The 18,426-nt window shown below is 68.1% G+C and carries 15 protein-coding genes; 9 read left to right on the top strand and 6 right to left on the bottom strand.

The features are described 5' to 3' along the window. The first annotated feature begins 2 nt into the window (after positions 1 to 2). The 6 genes from F8178_RS01110 (at position 3) to F8178_RS01135 (ending at position 6,185) form a co-directional block, all read left to right on the top strand. Positions 3 to 1,319 (top strand): nucleotide sugar dehydrogenase, encoded by a 1,317-nt coding sequence (locus F8178_RS01110; RefSeq protein ID WP_317492679.1) that lies wholly within the window; start codon positions 3 to 5, stop codon positions 1,317 to 1,319. A 93-nt stretch (positions 1,320 to 1,412) separates the two neighbouring features. Next, positions 1,413 to 2,861, top strand: coding sequence for a glycosyltransferase (locus tag F8178_RS01115; RefSeq protein WP_317492680.1), 1,449 nt, complete (start codon positions 1,413 to 1,415; stop codon positions 2,859 to 2,861). 138 nt (positions 2,862 to 2,999) lie between these two features. After that, a complete protein-coding gene (locus tag F8178_RS01120) occupies positions 3,000 to 3,932 on the top strand; it encodes an ABC transporter permease (RefSeq protein WP_317492681.1) in 933 nt (310 codons plus the stop codon). Then, entirely contained in the window at positions 3,925 to 4,716 is a 792-nt protein-coding gene (locus tag F8178_RS01125; RefSeq protein ID WP_317492682.1) for an ABC transporter ATP-binding protein, read from the top strand. The genes F8178_RS01120 and F8178_RS01125 overlap by 8 nt, the downstream gene beginning before the upstream one ends. Before the next feature lie 11 nt (positions 4,717 to 4,727). After that, positions 4,728 to 5,813 carry a glycosyltransferase gene (locus tag F8178_RS01130; RefSeq protein ID WP_317492683.1) on the top strand — a complete coding sequence of 362 codons (1,086 nt, stop codon included), beginning with the start codon at positions 4,728 to 4,730 and terminating at the stop codon, positions 5,811 to 5,813. A 198-nt stretch (positions 5,814 to 6,011) separates the two neighbouring features. Beyond that, on the top strand, positions 6,012 to 6,185 hold the full coding sequence (locus F8178_RS01135) for a hypothetical protein (protein WP_317492684.1): 174 nt from the start codon (positions 6,012 to 6,014) through the stop codon (positions 6,183 to 6,185). A gap of 86 nt (positions 6,186 to 6,271) precedes the next feature. Here F8178_RS01135 and F8178_RS01140 read toward each other — a convergent pair whose 3' ends face one another. Continuing rightward, positions 6,272 to 6,493, bottom strand: coding sequence for a dihydrofolate reductase family protein (locus F8178_RS01140; protein WP_317492685.1), 222 nt, complete (start codon positions 6,491 to 6,493; stop codon positions 6,272 to 6,274). Positions 6,494 to 7,076: 583 nt separating this feature from the next. After that, positions 7,077 to 8,084, bottom strand: a complete 1,008-nt coding sequence (locus F8178_RS01145; protein WP_317492686.1) for a glycosyltransferase family 2 protein — start codon at positions 8,082 to 8,084, stop codon at positions 7,077 to 7,079. A 178-nt stretch (positions 8,085 to 8,262) separates the two neighbouring features. On the opposite strand from F8178_RS01145, the gene F8178_RS01150 reads away from it, so the two are divergent. Genes F8178_RS01150 through F8178_RS01160 form a run of 3 tightly spaced genes read left to right on the top strand, consistent with a single transcriptional unit; the run spans position 8,263 to position 12,878 of the window. Continuing rightward, complete coding sequence (locus F8178_RS01150; RefSeq protein ID WP_317492687.1) at positions 8,263 to 9,591, top strand: UDP-glucose/GDP-mannose dehydrogenase family protein; 1,329 nt, start codon at positions 8,263 to 8,265, stop codon at positions 9,589 to 9,591. A 51-nt stretch (positions 9,592 to 9,642) separates the two neighbouring features. Beyond that, positions 9,643 to 9,996 (top strand): co-chaperone GroES, encoded by a 354-nt coding sequence (locus tag F8178_RS01155; protein WP_317492688.1) that lies wholly within the window; start codon positions 9,643 to 9,645, stop codon positions 9,994 to 9,996. A gap of 17 nt (positions 9,997 to 10,013) precedes the next feature. Next, positions 10,014 to 12,878, top strand: coding sequence for a VanW family protein (locus F8178_RS01160; protein ID WP_317492689.1), 2,865 nt, complete (start codon positions 10,014 to 10,016; stop codon positions 12,876 to 12,878). A gap of 150 nt (positions 12,879 to 13,028) precedes the next feature. Here the strand turns inward: F8178_RS01160 and F8178_RS01165 are convergent, their stop codons facing one another. The 4 genes from F8178_RS01165 to F8178_RS01180 all read right to left on the bottom strand — a co-directional run bounded on the left by F8178_RS01165 (position 13,029) and on the right by F8178_RS01180 (position 18,285). Next, positions 13,029 to 14,045, bottom strand: a complete 1,017-nt coding sequence (locus F8178_RS01165) for a hypothetical protein (protein ID WP_317492690.1) — start codon at positions 14,043 to 14,045, stop codon at positions 13,029 to 13,031. After that, positions 14,045 to 14,335 carry a hypothetical protein gene (locus tag F8178_RS01170; RefSeq protein ID WP_317492691.1) on the bottom strand — a complete coding sequence of 97 codons (291 nt, stop codon included), beginning with the start codon at positions 14,333 to 14,335 and terminating at the stop codon, positions 14,045 to 14,047. The genes F8178_RS01165 and F8178_RS01170 overlap by 1 nt, the downstream gene beginning before the upstream one ends. A gap of 46 nt (positions 14,336 to 14,381) precedes the next feature. Then, positions 14,382 to 16,205 carry a putative T7SS-secreted protein gene (locus F8178_RS01175; RefSeq protein WP_317492692.1) on the bottom strand — a complete coding sequence of 608 codons (1,824 nt, stop codon included), beginning with the start codon at positions 16,203 to 16,205 and terminating at the stop codon, positions 14,382 to 14,384. 226 nt (positions 16,206 to 16,431) lie between these two features. Beyond that, entirely contained in the window at positions 16,432 to 18,285 is a 1,854-nt protein-coding gene (locus F8178_RS01180) for an acyl-CoA dehydrogenase (protein WP_317492693.1), read from the bottom strand. Between the last annotated feature and the right edge of the window lie 141 nt (positions 18,286 to 18,426).

Raw genomic sequence — 18,426 nt, forward strand, 5'->3', positions numbered from 1 at the left:
CCGTGCCTTCCGATCCACCTGCCAACCCGCCCGTTATGTCGGCGAGCGCACCTCCCGCGCCGCGGTCGGGGAATGTCGTCGTCGTCGGGCTCGGTTACGTCGGGCTTCCGCTGGTGATGGGTGCCGTCGAGGCCGGGTACCCGGTGGCCGGGCTGGACAGGGACGCCGATACGGTCGCCGACCTCAATGCCGGGCGGTCGCACATCGACGGCATCACCGACGGTGAGGTAGCCGCCGCGGTCGATTCCGGATTCCGCGCCACGACCGATCCCACGGTGCTGGGCGAGGCCTCGACCGTAGTGGTGTGCGTCCCTACCCCGCTGGCCGACGACGGTGGACCCGATCTCGGGGCGGTCGAGTCGGCCATGCGCGCCATCGCCGAGCACCTGAGACCCGGCACCCTGGTGGTGCTGGAAAGCACCACTTACCCGGGCACGACAGAGGAGATCGTGCGCCCGATCCTGGAAGGTAGCGGGCTGCGCGCGGGCCAGGACTTCCACCTGGCCTTCTCCCCGGAACGGATCGATCCCGGCAACCCCACCTACGGCCTGCGCAACACCCCCAAGATCGTCGGGGGGCATACCGAAAGCTGTGCCGAGCGCTGTGCCGCGTTCTACCGGCACGTGGTAGACACCGTGGTGATCTCCAAGGGAACCCGCGAGGCCGAGATGGCCAAGCTGCTGGAGAACACCTACCGGCACATCAACATCGCGCTGGTCAACGAGATGGCCAAGTTCTGCCAGGAACTCGGAGTGGACATCTGGGACGTCATCCGCTGTGCGGCCACCAAACCCTTCGGGTTCCAGGCGTTCTATCCCGGGCCAGGCGTGGGTGGGCACTGCATCCCCATCGACCCGAACTACCTGTCCTACAAGGTCCGCACGCTCGGCTACTCGTTCCGGTTCGTGGAGCTGGCGCAGGAGGTCAACCAGAGCATGCCGGGCTACGTGGTGCGTCGGGTGCAGGACCTGCTCAACGAGCACCGCAGGCCGCTGCGCGGGTCGACGGTGCTGCTGCTCGGCGTGACCTACAAGCCGGATGTCCACGACCAGCGGGAGTCACCTGCCGCGCACGTGGCGCGGTACCTGCTTGCCTGGGGTGCCGACGTGGTCTACCACGACCCGTACGTGCCCGAGTGGACGGTGGGCGGGGCCACGATCCGGCGTGCCGAGAACCTGGAGACGGAGCTGACTACGGCCGACATCTCGGTGCTGCTGCAGCCGCACAGCAGCTACGACCTGCCCAGCATCGCCAAGCAGGCCGCGCTGCTGTTCGACACCAGGGGCAAGATAGAGGACGACAACGTCGCCCGGCTGTAGTGCCGCCACGAGGGCGGCCGGTGTGCCGGGCCGGTGATGCGCGCTGCCTCACGCTCTGGCGCCCACGACGACCGACGAGGAGAGAACGCGACGGTGGCTGCGGATCAGCCAGTGGACCGGGTTGTGCTCGCGACGAGCAACGGCACCGGGATGGGGCATCTCACCCGACAGCTCTGCGTTGCGCTGTCGCTGGAGCCCAGCGTGGAGCCGGTGTTCTTCTCGCTGTCCGGCGCCGCCGGGGTGATCAACCACTACGGGTTCCGCGGCGAGTACTGCCCCAGCCGGGAACGCGGCTGGATCCCGGAAACCCGCTGGCACGACTACCTGGCTGAGCGGCTGCGCGCCTTCGTCGCCGAGACGGGCGCGCGGGCTGTGGTGTTCGACGGGGTCGTGCCCTACCTGGGATTGCTGCGTGCCCGGCTGGCCATGCCCGATGTGGCCTTCGTGTGGATGCGGCGCGGCTACTGGCGAGCAGGCGCGCGCACCACGCCGCTGCGGTCGGCCGCGCTGTTCGACCTGGTGCTGGAGCCAGGGGACCTAGCGGGTGAGGGTGATACCGGGGCGACCGCGCATGCGGGTGATGCCGTGCGGCTGCCACCGGTGTCGTTGCTGGAGCACCTCCGGCCGCTGCCGCGTGAGGAGGCGGCCGCGGCCATGGGGATCGACCCGGACCGGCCGACCGCGCTGGTGACGCTGGCCGCGGGCACCGTCAACGATGTCATCGCCCCCGGTGCCGCCGCGCTGCACGCCCTGCTGGCCGACCCGGAGTGGCAGGTGGTCGTCACTCGCAGCGCCCTCAACCAGCAAGGCATCGAGCTGGCCGAGGCGTCCCGTTGCGTGGAGCTCAAGGGCATCTACCCGCTGGCGAAGTACTTGAACGCGGTGGACGCGGCGGTCTCGGCCGGTGGGTACAACTCGGTGCACGAGCTGCTCTACGCGCGGGTGCCGACGCTGCTGGTACCGAACCGCTTCGCCGCCACCGATGACCAAGCGGCGCGGGTGACGTGGCTGGCCGGGGCCGGGATGGCGCTGCACGCGGAGGAAGCCGACCTCGACTCTGTGCGGACCCAGGCTGGGCGGCTGCGGGAGGCCACCGTGCGCGCCGAGCTGTCCGACGCGTGCGCGGCGCTGGACCGGCCAACGGGTGGCACCGCGGCGGCGACCCGGCTGATGGGGCTGCTGGATGACCCGCGTGAGCGCCGACCGCGACCGCGGACACACTCGGTGGAGGTGCGCGCGCGGCTGGCCGCGATGCGCGCGCTCGGTCCGCGCGGGACGGCGATGGTGCGCCGCGCACTCGGGCGCGCGCCCAGCCCCGGTCCGACGGGCCGGATGCCGGTGCGGCTGGTGGAGGCTCGCCAGGAGGGCAACTCTCCCACTGGGGCCGCCGCCACCCCGCTGGTGTTGGCGGAGGAACTGGACAACGAGTTGTTGCAGTCGGGGTATCCGGTGGAGCAGCTGATCGACGGCGCGAGCTCGGGGTACCGGCACCGGCGGTTACGGATCGCGCGGCGTTACTACCGGGTACAGGAGGGTGTGTGACGCGACATGAGGCGCAGCGGGTGGCGGCATCCCCGGTGCGGCAACCCCGTACAGTGCATCGCATGAGCGAGCGCGACGAGGGGCCGCGCCGGGTGGCGGCCGGCGCCGCAGCCGGTGACGGTTTCGCGTGGAGAGTGTATGACCGGTTCCACGGGTAGCCAGCCACAAGGCCGACAGGCGGCCGAGCTGGCCGCGCAGTACGGGCTACACGACACCACCGCGCGGCCGACCCTGACCGGCTACGTCCGGCAGCTGTGGGAGCGTAGGCACTTCATTCAGGCCTACGCTGGCGCGCGTGCCAAGGCGCAGTACTCGGCGTCCCGGCTCGGCCAGGTCTGGCAGCTCGCCACCCCGCTGATGAACGCAGGCGTGTACTACCTGCTGTTCGGGGTACTGCTCCAGCTCAGCAGGGGGGTCGAGAACTTCCCCGCGTTCCTGGTCACCGGCGTGTTCGCGTTCACGTTCATGCAGCGCTCGCTGAACAACGGCGCGAAATCCATCGGGGACAACCTGGCGCTGGTGCGGGCGTTGCACTTCCCGCGCGCGATGCTGCCGCTGTCCTCGGTGCTGGTCGAACTACGGCAGATGCTGATCTCGATGTGCGCGCTGTTGGTCATCATCCCGATCACCGGGATCACCGTAGGCACCGGAGACACCATCCGATGGGAGTGGCTGCTGGTATTGCCGGTGCTGCTGTTGCACATGGTCTTCAACATCGGGATCAGCCTGGCGATCGCCAGGATCGGCGCGGTCAGCCAGGACATCAACCAGGTGCTGCCGGTGCTGACCCGGCTCTGGTTCTACACCTCCGGGGTGTTCTACAGCATCGACGTATGGGTCGGGCGGATCGAGCAGGAGTGGCTGCAACAGATCATGATGCCGATCATCCAGCTCAACCCCGGCGCGGTGTTCCTGGACCTGTACCGCACGGTGCTGATCGAGAGTCACGTCCCGATGGACCTGCCGCTCGGGTTGAACGTCTGGGCGGCAGCGGTGCTTTGGGCCGTAATATTCCTGGTGGGAGGCTTCCTCTTCTTCTGGCGCAAGGAGGAGGTGTACGGCCGTGGCTGAACCCGACCCGAGCCCGGTGAGCGCGGCCGCGACCGGGCAGCCCACCGTGATCGTGGACGACCTGCACGTCGTCTACCGCGTGATCGGTGCCAGCAACAAGGAGGAGAAGGGCAACGCGGCGACCGCGTTCAAGCGCCTGTTGCTGCGGCAGAAGCAGCCGTCGGTCAAGGAGGTGCACGCGATCCGCGGCATCTCGTTCACCGCCTACGAGGGCGACGCGATCGGCGTGGTTGGCCGCAACGGCTCCGGCAAGAGCACCCTGATGCGGGCGATCGCGGGTTTGCTCCCCGCAGCCAACGGCGCGGTGTACGCGCAGGGGCAGCCGTCCTTCCTTGGGGTGAACGCGGCGCTGATGAGTGGGCTGACGGGTGAGCGCAACATCGAGCTGGGTTGCCTTGCGATGGGGATGAGCCGCGAGGAGGCCAGGGAACGGCACGACGAGATCGTGGAGTTCTCCGGGCTGGGCGAGCACATCAAGATGCCGATGCGCACTTACTCCACCGGTATGGGGGCGCGGCTGCGGTTCGCGATCGCCGCCGCCAAGAGCCACGACGTGCTCATCGTGGACGAGGCGCTGGCCACCGGTGACCGGGACTTCCGCAAGAAGAGCGAGCGTCGCATCCAGGAACTGCGGAAGGAAGCGGGCACGGTGTTCCTGGTCAGCCACAGCATGAAGCAGATCATCAGGACCTGTAACCGGGCAATCTGGGTGGAGAAGGGGCTGCTGCGCATGGACGGCGATCCCGAGTCCGTGGTGCAGGCCTATCTCGACGAGAACTCCTAGGAGGTCCGCGCGTGCGTGTCCTGGTGGTCACCGTTGTGCACAACCCGAGGGACGCGCGGATCCGCTACCGGCAGATCCCCGCGTTGCTGGAAGCCGGGCACGAGGTCACCTACATCGCGCCGTTCGAGCATTTCGACACGCCACTGCCCGTCGAGGTGACGGGACTGACGGGAGTATCGGTGCCACGTGCGGTGGGACGCAGGCGGCTCGGGGCGCTCCAGGCGGTCCGAGCGGCGGTCGCCGCGCACGCTCCAGGCGCCGACATCGTGCTCATGCACGACCCGGAGCTGGTTCTCGCGGTGGCCGGGCTGCGGCGGCTTCCGCCGGTGGTGTGGGACGTGCATGAGGACACCGCCGCCACGATGACGCTGAAGCCGTGGCTGCCCCGCGCCCTGCGGCCGGTCGCGGTGGGCGCGGCGAAGCTGATCGAGCGTTTCGCCGAGCGGCGCTACCACCTGCTGCTGGCCGACACCGGCTACCGGGAGTTGTTCCGGAACGACCACCCCGTGGTGCCGAACACCACCTACGTGCCGGAGCAGGTCCCGCCGCCCGGCGCGGATCGGGCGATCTACGTGGGGCACCTGACCAGGGCGCGCGGTACCGAGGAAATGGTCGCCGTTGGTAGGCGGCTGCGCGGCACCGTGCGGGTGGAGCTGGTCGGCGACGCAGATGCGGAGATGCGGCCGCTGGTCGAGCAGGCACACGCCGAGGGGGCGGTGGTCTGGTACGGCTTCGTGCCGAATGATCAGGCGCTGCCCATGGTGGAGGGCGCGCTGGCCGGGCTCTCGTTGCGGCACGACGAGGCGAACTACCGCAACTCGTGGGCGACCAAGGCGGTGGAGTACATGGCAAGGGGCATCCCCACGGTCAGCACCCCCACCCCGCCCGCGCCGGAGATCGTGGAGCGTCACCAAGCGGGGTTCATCGTGCCGTTTGGCGACCCGGACGGCGCTGCCGATGCCGTGCTGCGGCTGCGCCAGGACGCCCAGCTTCGCGAGGCGATGGGTAAGCGGGCACACCAGGCGGCGTTGGCCGAGTACGCCTGGCCGGTGCACGCCCGCGACTTCGTCGCGAACCTGGAACGCTGGACGCGGTAGCCGCCAGGGGCGAGCCGAAGGACTCCTTCGATACGTGTCCGGTACCGAACGGCCCCTCTGGCTCCACTACCCAGCGGGGCGTCGGGCAAGATCGCGTCCCGAACCGCGTGAAGCGATTCTGCCTGTGATCGCCGGGTTGATGAAGTACGTTATCGGGAGACTCGACCGCTGTGCGCGGTGAGAAGTACACACTCGTCGATGGGCAGTCAGGGGGATGACGTTCGGTTGATCGCGCTTGTCGTATTCATGGTGGCGATCGTGTGCGTTCTGATTTATGTGGTGAGTCTGCTGGTGCGGACGACGAGATCGATGGAGGGCATCGAGTGTGCGCTGACGCGCCGGGAACACAGCGAGGGGCGCGGCGCGCACTGAGCTGGCCCGACCGACGCCGCCACCCGCACACGAGGTGGATGCGCGTTCACGGCGCCGGTGGCCACTCGAACCGGCCGGGGAGCCAGCTACGCGGTGACGCGATAGCGCAGGTGTGTGGTCGACGTCGACAGTGACTCCACGACCCGGTCGATCCGCCAGGGGGCGGTGCCGGGATCGAGACCGTCGAACAGCCGGACACCCGTGCCGAGCGGCACCGGAGTCAGGTGGAGCTGGGTCTCGTCGAGCAACCCGGCCCGCAGGAACTGCCGGATGGTACTGGCCCCGCCGCCAGACCTGCACGTCCGCACCGGCCGCTGCCTCCTTCGCCTGCTCGAGAGCGCTGTGGATGCCGTCGGTGACAAAGCTGAAGGTCGTGCCACCCGTGCGGGGCCAGGGCTCGCGGGGCGTGGAGGTCAGCACGAACACCGGTGCCCGAAACGGTGGTGGATCCGGCCAGCCGACCTCGCCCTCATCGAACATCCGGCGGCCCATGATGTAGGCGCCGACTCGGTCGAAGGTCTCCTTGACCAGATCATCGTCGCGGCCGTTGTCGCCACCTGGCAGGCCAGAGCGCTCCCGCCAGCTCCGCAAGCCGAACGTCCACTCGTGCAACCGCGTTCCGCCGTCACCCAACGGGCTGCCAGGGCGCGCGTTCGGCCCCGCGATGAACCCGTCCAGTGAGATCGCCATGTCGGCGATGACCTCGCTCGTTCCCACTCCGTCGTTGCCGTTGTCGTCGTGATGCTGTCACCGGTACGGACCGCCGACGCGGCGGGAACTCATCGGTGAGCGGACCGCGCCGTGCAGCGAAAGCACCGAACGCACGGTTCGCAGCTGAGCCGAAGGGGGCCTTCGGTACACATTCGGTACCCAAGGAGGCCTTCGGCTCACCTACCCCGCCTTTCGCGGGCTGAACAGGAAGCCCAGCCCCCAGGCGGTGTGCATCACGGCGTACACCGCGGGTAGTAGTACCCGGGTAGCTAGTGCCTCGCCGCGCCCGGTGAGTACCGAGCCCCCGAGGATCACCAGCACGTACCCGCCGGGCAGCACGAATGCCGGGGTGAAACCGGCGGCCCCGGCCACCAGCCCTCCCGCGATACCGACCACCGCCAGCGGCGGCGCCAGGTACCGAGGGCTCAGCGTCTTGGTGTGCAGCCGGATCACCTTACGTCGCCACTGGCCGGTGCGGAAGAACTGCTTGGCCAATCCGCGCAGGTCACCCCTCGGCCGGTAGGACACCCGCATCTGCGGGGTGAACCACACGGTGCCGCCGGAGCGTCGGATGCGGTAGTTCAGTTCCCAGTCCTGGGCGCGCGAGAGCGCCTCGTCGTACCCGCCGACCCGCTCCAGCGCGGAGCGCCGGAAGGCGCCGAGGTAGACGGTTTCCGCGGGACCGGCCTCGCCGCCGAGATGGAACGACGCGCCACCGACACCGAGCCAGCTGTTCATCGCACACGCCACGGCCTTTTCGAAGGTGGTGGTGCCCTCGGCCGCCATGATTCCGCCGACGTTGTCCGCCCCGGTTTCCTCCAGGACTTCCACGGCGGTACGCAAGTAGCCTGCCGGGAGGACGGAGTGGCCGTCGACGCGAACGATGATGTCGTGGGTGGCTTCCTTCAACGCGATGTTGAGGCCGCGCGGGGTGGTCGCCTCGGGGTTCGGCACGGTCCGTACGCGGGAATCGGCGGCGGTGAGCTCGGCGGCGATACCGTCGGTGCCGTCCGAGGACGGTCCGAGCGCCAAGATCACTTCGACCGGACCCGGGTAGTCCTGTTCGACGATCGCAGTGACGGCAGCACGCAGGTGCCGCTCCTCGTTGAGCACAGTCATGATCACCGAGATGCCGGGGTGGTTGGTACCGGAGTGCTGACTCGGTGACGGCGCCGACGTTGGTTCCATAGTGTGGTGAAGTTTACCCATCGCGGACGAGCGTCGAGATCCCGCGAGCGGAGCCGTGTGTTGGATGCCACCGGAAAGGTACTCTCCAGTTACTTCCGGGCGCGGGCAGCGCTGAACCGACCGGTAGCATGCCTGTCGTCGTTGTCGACGCCGTTTGCTGATCGGTGAGGGATCCCACGTGACACAGCGCATTTCCGTCATCGGTACCGGATACCTCGGTACGACACACGCCGTGTGTATGGCCGAGCTCGGCTTCGAGGTCGTCGGGATGGATGTCGACACCGAGAAGATCACCAAACTGTCGCAGGGGTACGTTCCGTTCTACGAGCCGGACCTGGAGCCGCTGCTGCGCAAGCACGTCGAGTCCGGCAGGCTGCGGTTGACGAGTTCGTACGCCGAGGTAGCCGACTTCGGCGATGTGCACTTCATCTGCGTGGGAACACCGCAACGCAAGGGTGAGTTCGCCGCCGATGTCAGCTACGTGGAAGACGTGGTGGAAGGGCTGGCGCCGCACCTGCGCCGCCAGTGCCTGCTCGTCGGTAAGTCGACGGTGCCGGTCGGCACGGCTGATCATCTCGCGCAACGTGTCGCCGAGCTGGCGCCTGCCGGTGCCGCGGCCGAGCTGGCCTGGAATCCCGAGTTCCTCCGGGAGGGCTTCGCGGTCGAGGACACCCTCAAACCGGACCGGCTGGTCATCGGCGTCTCCTCGGATCACGCCGAGCAGGTGCTCCGTGAGGTATACGCCGAACAGATCGCCGCGGGTACGCCGTTCCTGGTGACCAACTACGCCACGGCGGAGCTGTCGAAGGTGGCCGCGAACGCGTTCCTGGCCACCAAGATCTCGTTCATCAACGCGATGGCCGAGCTGTGCGAGCACGCGGGTGGGGACGTAACCATGCTCGCCGACGCCATCGGCTACGACGACCGTATCGGTAGGAAGTTCCTGAACTCCGGTATCGGGTTCGGTGGCGGGTGCCTGCCGAAGGACATCCGCGCGTTTATGGCCCGGGCGGGCGAGCTCGGCGCAGACCAGGCACTCACCTTCCTGCGAGAGGTGGATGCGATCAACATCCGCAGGCGCACGCGCACCGTCGATATGGCGCGGGAGTGCTGTGACGGTAGCTTCGTCGGCAAGCGGGTGGCGGTGCTGGGTGCCGCGTTCAAACCGAACTCCGATGACGTCCGCGACTCCCCCGCGCTGAACGTGGCAGGGCTGATCCAGCTACAGGGGGCGCAGGTGAGCGTGTACGACCCCAAGGCCATGACGAACGCCTCTCGGTACTTCCCTACGCTGGACTACGCCGATTCGATCAAGGCTGCCTGCGGGGGTGCGCACGTCGTGCTCCACTTGACGGAGTGGCGCGAGTTCCGGGACATCGACCCGGTACAACTCGGGGAGGTCGTGGCGCAACGGTACGTGGTCGACGGGCGTAACGCGCTGGACGTCGGGCGCTGGGAGGCCGCAGGGTGGACGTACCGGGGGTTGGGGCGGGGTGTCGTTTCCTGACCCCGAGCCGGTTGGAGCCTCCTGACATGCGGTGCGATGCATGCCAGTAGCATGGCCGTCGTGTCCGACTCTCATCTCGCTCCCAGCGGGGATTCGAAGCTCGAGATCCAGCTCCTGCACGACCGTTTGCTCGTGCACGTGCCTGAGGATGAGGGCGAGCGTCGAAGCAGTGGCGGGATCGTGATTCCGGCGACGGCGCAGATGGCCCGCCGCCTGGAATGGGGGGATGTCCTCGGTGTGGGGAACAATGTCCGGAACGTTAAGGTGAATGACCGAGTGCTGTTCAATCCTGAGGATCAGCTCGAGGTCGAGATTCACGGCAAGGCGTACCTGGTCATGCGTGAGCGCGACGTGCACGCGATCGCCAGTGAGCGCACCGAGCACGGCACTGGTTTGTACTTGTAGCGCGGGAGGATTATTCGGTGCCGGAGGAACACGAGTGGCCGGCGGCGGACTCCGACGCGGGTGAGCCGGATACCCCGCAGCCTGCGGCGGAACCGGATGCCACCGAGAGCGAGACGGCGGATCAAGCCGAAGCTGGGACAGCTGCTGACGAGACGTTGTTCACCCCGGTGAACGCCGTGGCCGATGCCAGTGGCGACGATCGGGAACAGCCCGCCGACGACGCTCCGGAGGGCGACGCCACGCCTGCCACGGCGTCGGAAGCGCCCACAACTGAGGCTCCTGTGCCCGAGCAGGCCGCCGACGCCGACCAGCAGGCCGAGCAGGCCGAGCCCGAGCAGCCTCCGGAATCTTTCGAGCCCGCCGAGCCCGCCGAGCCCACCGAGTCTGAGGTCGGCTCGCAGGCCCCGGGATCCGAGGAGGAACCATCGGCGGCAAGTGGGTGGCCTGCCGCGGATGAGGACGTGGCGAGCCAGGGCCACGTTGCCAACGACCTTCCCGAGCTGTCCGACTGGCCGGAGGATCCCGAGCTCGCCGAGCTGTCGGAGCTGCCAGGCGAACCTGACGAGCCCACCGTGACCACGGCTCCCGCCGGGACCGGCGCCCCGGGTGCGCTCTTCCAGCCCGCCGAGCCTGCCGAACCCGCCGAGTCGACGGGGTCCGCCCAGCCCGCCGGATCGACCGAGCCTACGGAGGCCGAGCCTGCGGGTCCCGGCGAACCGTCCGCGCAGGCCGCTGCCGGGCCGCCCGCGGCCACGACACCGACCGATGAGGCGCCGACCGATGAGGCGCCGACCGATCAGCACACCCCGACCTACGCCGACAGTGAGCCGACCACGGTGTCGCTGACTCCTGTGCGGGTGCCGCACGACTTGGATGCCACCCAGACGATGTCGGCGGTGCCGCCGGATCTCCCGGGGCACAGGCATCCTGGCCACGGCGCGCAGGGTGATCGTGACGATCAGGAAACCACCACGTTCGCCGCGATTACCGGCCACGACACCGACCGAGGTGTCGACGACCGCGCGACCGACGCCTTCGCCGCCGTGCCCGCGGACCCGCCGATCGCGCAGACGAGTCAGTTCACCGCATTCGGGGCGCACCAGGCCGCTGGTTCCGGCGATGGCGGTGACGGTGGCGACGGCGGTGACCTCGGGGAGGAAGCGCCTGACGGGACGGGCAGGCTGCGCAAGCCGCTGCTGGCCGCGGGCGGGGTGCTGGCGGCGCTCGGCCTGATCTACGGCGCCGATGTGTTGCTCAGCGCTGGAGACGTGCCGCGGGGTGTGACGGTCGCAGGCGTCAGTGTCGGCGGGATGAGCGAGGAGGCAGCCGAGGACAAGCTGCAGTCCGAGCTCGGCCCGAGGCTCTCCGAGCCGGTGGATATCACCGCGGGAGCGGTTGAGTCCGAGCTGGATCCGCAGGCGGCCGGGTTGTCCGTGGATTGGGGCGAGACCCTGGAACAGGCTGGACGTCAGCCGTTGAACCCGTTCACCCGGGTCGCGTCGTTCTTCACCACCCGCGAGGTCGGTGTGGTGGGCAACGCCGAGGACGACCGACTGCTCGCGGCCATCGACGAGCTGGCCGACGAGGAACTCAACCGGGAGACCGAAGAGGGCGATATCGAGTTCGAGCCCATCCCGAATACCGACGGCGAGGTCGAGGCCATTGCGGTGGCACCGAGGGCGGGGCAGGAACTCGTCGACCTCGAAGCCGCTGGCGAGACCGTCCGCACGTCGTGGCTGGACGAGGAGGGCGTGGAGCTCGAGGTGACCACGGAGCCGGTCATGGTCTCCGAGGAAGGGGTGCAGCGGGCCCTGGAATCCGTGGCCGAGCCCGCCGTGTCAGCTCCAGTCGTGTTCGAAGGTGACGGCGCCGACGCCCGGCTGCGCCCCGTCGAGATCGGTGAGGCGCTGGAGTTCGAACCTCAAGAGGACGGTTCCCTGGAGGCCTCGGCCGACGAGGAAGCCCTCACAGAGGCGCTGCAGCCGCAGCTCGCCGACACCGAGGAGGAGGGGCGTGACGCGGAGATCGTGTTCTCCGGCGGGGAACCGACGGTCGAGCCCTCCAAGGAGGGTGTCGTCATCGACTGGGAGCCCACTCTCGAACCGTTCATGGACGTGGTGGTCACCGCGAACGACCGCACTATCGAGGTGATCTACACCGACGACGAGCCGGAGGTCACCACCGAAGAGGCCGAGGCGCTCGGTATCGACGAGGTGATCGGGGAGTTCACCACCGAGGACTTCGCGGAGGATTCCGGGGTCAACATCCGCCGGGTGGCCGAGCAGGTCGACGGCGCCATCGTCAAGCCGGGTGAGACATTCCGTCTCAACCAGCACACCGGTCCGCGTACCGCCAGCCAGGGCTATGTCGAGGCAGGCATCATCGAGGACGGCCTGCCGGGCCGCGCGGTCGGTGGCGGCATCTCGCAATTCGCCACCACGCTGTACAACGCGGCGTACTTCGCGGGGATGCAGGACGCCGGGCATACGCCACACAGCTACTACATCAGCCGTTACCCGCCCGCGCGGGAGGCGACGGTGTTCCAGGCCGCCGGTGGTGGGATCGACCTGGCGTTCACCAACGATGCCGATACCGGCGTGGCCATCCAGACGCACTGGACGCCGAGCAGCATCACGGTGCGGATCTGGGGTACCAAGCGCTACGAGGTCGAGTCCGTTACCGGTGACCGGACCAACGTCGTGGAGCCGTCCGTGCGACGGGTCGACGACGACGACTGTGTCCCGTCCTCAGGCATCGAGGGCTTCACTATCACCGACACCAGGATCCTGCGAGACGCCGATACCGGTGAGGTCGTGCGCCGCGAGCCGCAGACGGTGACCTACAACCCCAAGCCCGAGATCGTGTGTGAGGACGGGGACTGATCCACGCCCAGCGGGGTGGGGAGCCGAACGTTGCGTTCAGTGCCGTAGACGGAACCAACGCCACGTTCGGCTCCCGGAAAGCTGCCGGCTGCCCGCGAACCGCAGCGCGAACCGGGCTCCGAAAAACCCGGTCGCAGCCAGGAAGCGGCATCAATCACGGAACCACTGCGTGAGCCGCCGCCGGTCCTCGGCGAGTTGCCGCAGCTCCCGGTAGGCACGTATCGCCGGGCCCAGCTCGTCGTTACGCCGTTTGACGAGCACCAGGCACCAGGCGAGCAGTATCAGGCACGGAACTGCCGCGACTCCACTGATCGCGAACACGATGGGCAGGTTGTCCGCGAAGTGCCCGTAGAACAGCCATGCGAGCGGTCCGGTCGCGACGACAAGGAAGAGCAGACCCGCCACGTTCGCTGGCACCACGATCCGCTTCTGTACCGCGCGGTGGCGGGCACGGAGGAGCTCGAGGTTCCTCGCGTCCAGCGGGTCGAAGCCGAGCTCGCGTCGCAGTTCGACCGCTCGGTGCGCCACCGTTCTGTCCGACCGCATGGCTTCGACATCGACGTCGCCGATGGGATCTCCGCTCCGCCCGCCGCTTGCTGCGACGGGCCCGTGGCCGTGTTGCTGCCCGACGGGGCCCGACCATGCCGGTGCGATGAGCAGGCCGTCGGACGGCGAGTCGGGTACCGTAGCGCACACGCGCCAGCCCGCGGCCCCCACGTGCGCGCGGACCTCGTCGTGCGGGAGGTTGAGGTAGTTGTTCAGATCGAGCCGGTACATGCCGTTCACGTCCGGCCTCGCGGTCGCGAGCTCCTGACGCAACCGCGTCCTTGCATCGACGACAGGCACGGGTCCCCCCTGCTCGACCCTGTTGAACCGGATCAGCCACGAATCAGTGTCCAGGTGCTCGCCCGTATAGTGCCAGCCGTTCCGAGCGAGCAGCTCGATCAACTCGCACCGGGGTACCTCACGGTAGGCCGCACGGTCGAGCTCCAGCACGTCACCGCGTGCATGCTGGTGGACAGCCCGCAACGACTCCACCTGCCGCGCGCGGGCGCGCCGCCGAGCCCGCACGCTGCCGTAGGAGGGCGTGATGCCGATGTGGAACATCGCTCCGATAGCCACGACGTTGAGCGTGACCGCGACGCTGAGTGCCAAGGTCGGTAGCATCACCGCACCTCACGATCCGGCGCGAAGTGCATCGGGCCGAGCCGGTGGCCGTCGCGAGCTCGCCCGGTGTAACGCAAGCCTCGCCGCACGGCAAGCTCCTTGATCATGTGCTCGGACAGCGGGTAGCACTCCGTCACGTCGATAGCGCAGCCGGAGGGGCTGGACTGCGTGTCGAACGCGGCGAGTCCTTCCCGAAGTGAACGCCTGCGCAGCCGGTACCTACGGAGATACTGGTACAGGACGATCGACGGAAGCACCGCGAATCCCAGCGTCATCACGAACGCTTCCACAACGCCACCTTTCCACCGACCGGACGATCCGGTGTCGCCGCGCGGCTCAGCCGAGAACGGCGGAGATCGACGAATCCCCCGGCTCCGTTGGCGGCGTGAAAGCCACACTGTAGGCGATATCGTTCAGCATGGCCGCGTAGTACCTCCACTCGTGAAGGCACTGGCTGGCGATCCCGAACACGGCGATTTTCCGGTTGCCTGGTAGCGGGAGTATCACCTGCGCCTGCCGTATCCGGTGGGTTCGCGGTTCTTCCCTGCCATCCACCGAGTACGGCATGTGCACCTCGACCTCCTCACCGACCAGTACCGCCTGGCCTGCCGGGAAGTCCGCGAAAGCTACCTCGCGGGCAGAGCCGGGAAGCCGTAGGCCGTCGGCGAGAGCGATCAACGGACGCTCACCGTCCAGCTTCGCCTCGCGCACGCACAAGGTGAACTGTGCCGTGCTCAACCGTGGTGGTTCATCCTCCGTGCGAACCAGGCAGGTCGCGGCGTAGACCGCGCTGTGCTGTCGTAGCTGGGCGATGGCCAACTCCTGCTGCACCGTCAGCGAACCGCACTGCTCCGGCGTGGCACCGCCGAGTGTTGAGCCGAGTCGGTCGAAGGTGCGCGCAACCCGATCCTCCGGGTCGCCGTCCAGTTCAATCTCCCGGAAAACGTCAGGAACGGTGAAGTAGAGCTGGTCAACGCTCTCTTCGCCTGCTGTCGTCATCAGCGCAGCACCCCGATTCCGCTGAGTATCGTTCCTGACACGGTTCCGGTTCCCGATACCACGTCGTTGTCGCTGGCCCCGGCGATGGCCGCCGGAACCTCGAGTGACGTCGTCACCCTGGAGAACGCGTCGCCGGGCCGCGCGGAGTCCGTCACCGCATCCAATGCTGCCCGCGCTCGCGAAGTGGTCGGTAGTCTGCTCGCGGCTTCGACGCCACGCGTCACCGTCTGCGCGCCGTCGGTAGCCACGTCCGCTGCCCGGTGCACACCGCGCGCCCCGCATCGCCGCGCCAACGCCCGGTACGACGCCCAGGACGTCACCACCGAGTCCCACCCAGGCCATCGGATCATCCCAGTTCCCGTTCAGTGCCATGTCCGTCGCGTTCGCTGCCAGCGCGACACCACCGGCTACCAGTGCGATCGGTGCCATGATCGGCGTCAGCACGGGAATGAAGGCGAGCACTCCGGCGATCGCGGCGACGATGCCAGCGACGTCGCCGATCGTGCCGATCATGCCCCGGAACGCATCCCCGAATCGTTCGAACCGGCCGACGTCTGGAGCGATCGCTCCCGCTTCGTCGAGAGCCCTCGCGCAGCGCGTACCGTCGTCCCGCCAGCGCTCCATGAGGTCGTCGCGTGCTTCCCTGCGGAGCTGCTCGATACGGTCGGCGATGGTGTTCGCGCTCCGCAGCGCGGTCTCGAACGCGCTGGCGGCGGACGGGTCGTCCGGCTGGGCGTTCCAGTGCTGTCGGGTCCGCTCGAGGTAGTCATTGGCCTGATCGAACTTGCGCAGGAGGTTCTGGATCTCCCCCTCGATCTCGACCGCACGCCACTGGTGTTGACGCAGTTGATCACTCCAGGCGAGCAGCGCCTTGCCCGCTAGCTCGAGTGATTCGCGCGCTTTGTCGATATAACGTGGCAGGTCGTCGAGCTCGTCGGCGAAAGCGGCCGCCGCCTGACCGAACCACACATCGTGTTGGCCACGGAGCACCGAGCTCATCGCTTCGTGCGCGCGACCAGCGCATTCCGCAGTGTAGAGGAATTGGGTAGCGAATTCGTCGACAACTCCCACATCCCCGTGAGCCGGATCGAAGCCGATCCCGGGAAAGTTCCCGGCGTCGCCACCAGAGCCATCCGGCCGTCGGATTTGTGGGGTAGCCAATGCCGTGCCACCTTACTCTAGCACTGTCCCGCGCGACGCGTGGGGTATTCGGCGAGAACCAGCGTGACTGTGATGAACGCGCCGTCCGTTCCGTTGCGGGAGCCGAACGGCACGTTCAGTCCAACCCCCACGCCATACACGTCGGCGGCGGCCCCGGGAAGGGGGCCGCCGCCGTGTGACGCCGCGGGAACGGCTTGCGGGGATGCGGCCGTAGCCGCAAAGGGGATCAGAACGCCGCTTCGTCGAGCTCCATCAGCTCGTTGTCGGCGGACTCGACGACCCGGCGCCTGCCGGACAGCTCCGGCAGCACAGTCTTGGCGAAGAACGACGCGGCCGCGACCTTACCCTCGTAGAACGGCCGGTCCTTCTCGGTGGCACCGGCATCCAGCGCACTGAGTGCGATCTCGGCCTGCTTCTGCAGCTGCCAGCCCACCATCAGGTCGGTGGTCGACAGCAGCAGCCGCACCGAGTGCTGGCCTACCTTGTAGATGTTCTCCTGCTCCTCCTGCGAGGCCGTCAGGTAGCCGATCAGCGCGCCGACCATGCCCTGCACGTCGTCCAGCGCTTGCTTGAGCAGCGCGCGCTCTTCCTTCAGCCTGCTGTTGCCGTCCTCGGCCTCGATGAAGCTGGTGATCTCGCCCGCGAGGTGCGTCAGGGCCTCACCCTTGTCCCGGACGATCTTGCGGAAGAAGAAGTCCAGCGACTGGATGGCCGTGGTGCCCTCGTACAGGGTGTCGATCTTGGCATCCCGGATGTACTGCTCGATCGGGTACTCCTGGAGGAACCCGGAGCCGCCGAGGGTCTGCAGCGCATCGGTGCCGAGCAGCGTCCAGCTCCGCTCCGAGCCCCCTCCCTTGACGATCGGCAGCAGCAGGTCGTTGACCCGCTCGGCGAGTTCGACGTCCTCGCCGTTGGCCCTCCCCAGGGCGATCTTGTCCTGGTAGGCGGCGGTGTACAGGTACACCGCGCGCAGGCCCTCGGCGTAGGCCTTCAGCGTCATCAACGCGCGGCGCACATCCGGGTGGTGGGTGATGGTCACCCGGGGGGCGGTCTTGTCGACCATCTGCGTCATGTCCGGGCCCTGGACACGCTCCTTGGCGAACTCCAGGGCGTTCAGGTACGCGGTCGACAGGGTGGAGATCGCCTTGGTGCCCACCATCATCCGCGCGTGCTCGATCACGTCGAACATCTGCGCGATGCCGTCGATCTTGTCGCCGACCAGCCAGCCCTTGGCGGGCGTGCCGTGCTGACCGAAGGTCAGTTCGCAGGTGGTCGAGGCCTTGATGCCCATCTTGTGCTCGACGCCGGTGACGTACACGCCGTTGCGCTCACCGGTCAGCTCGCCGGTTTCGTGGTCGAAGTGGTGTGCCGGGACGAAGAACAGGCCGAGACCCTTGGTGCCCGGCTTCGGCTCGATGTCCGGGCCTTCCGGCCTGGCGAGCACCAGGTGGAAGATGTTCTCGGTCATGTCGTCCTGCGCCGCACCGGTGATGAACCGCTTGACGCCCTCGAGGTGCCAGGAACCGTCCTCCTGCTTGACGGCCTTGGTGCGGCCCGCGCCCACGTCGGAACCGGCGTCCGGCTCGGTGAGCACCATCGTGGAGCCCCAGTCTCGCTCGATGGCGATCTCGGCCCAGCGCTTCTGCTGCTCGTTGCCGTTGTCGTGCAGGATCCGGGCGAAGGTCTTGCCCGCCATGTAGAAGAACAGCGCGGGGTTGGCGCCGAGATAGAGCTCTGACATGGACCACGCCACCGTCGGCGGGATCCCGAATCCGCCGAGTTCGGTCGGCAGGCTCATGCGGTCCCAGCCTGCCTCCACGGTGGCCTGGTAGGCCTTCTTCATGGACTCGGGCATGGTCACGTCGGCCGATTCGGGGTGGAAGACCGGCGGGTTGCGGTCACCGTCGGTGAAGGCGTCGGCCACGACGCCGGAGACCAGGTTGTTGACCTCGTTCAGCACGGTCCGGGTGATGTCCTGATCCGCTTCGGCGAACGGACCGGTACCGAGGTGTTCCTGGATCCGCAGGACCTCGAAAAGGTTGAACTCCAGGTCACGGATGTTGCTCTTGTAGTGGCCCATGTCGACTCGCTCCGTGTTGTTCGTGGCTTCGCGACGAGGTCTTGACGGGGCGCGGGCCCGGACGGCTGGTTGGACAGCTCGTTGCGGCGCCTGTGACGCACCGTGCTCTCTTACTGACCCAGACTACTGGCCAGTAACATA

The organism is Haloechinothrix sp. LS1_15 (genome assembly GCF_033042135.1).
In the GTDB taxonomy this organism is placed as follows: domain Bacteria; phylum Actinomycetota; class Actinomycetes; order Mycobacteriales; family Pseudonocardiaceae; genus Haloechinothrix.

Bases quoted from the DNA above. Each gene is read 5' to 3' on its own strand.
- F8178_RS01120 (WP_317492681.1), top strand. From the start codon at position 3,000: ATGACCGGTTCCACGGGTAGCCAGCCACAAGGCCGACAGGCGGCCGAG.
- F8178_RS01135 (WP_317492684.1), top strand. From the start codon at position 6,012: ATGGGCAGTCAGGGGGATGACGTTCGGTTGATCGCGCTTGTCGTATTC.
- F8178_RS01145 (WP_317492686.1), bottom strand. From the start codon at position 8,084: ATGGAACCAACGTCGGCGCCGTCACCGAGTCAGCACTCCGGTACCAAC.
- F8178_RS01155 (WP_317492688.1), top strand. From the start codon at position 9,643: ATGGCCGTCGTGTCCGACTCTCATCTCGCTCCCAGCGGGGATTCGAAG.
- F8178_RS01165 (WP_317492690.1), bottom strand. From the start codon at position 14,045: ATGCTACCGACCTTGGCACTCAGCGTCGCGGTCACGCTCAACGTCGTG.
- F8178_RS01180 (WP_317492693.1), bottom strand. From the start codon at position 18,285: ATGGGCCACTACAAGAGCAACATCCGTGACCTGGAGTTCAACCTTTTC.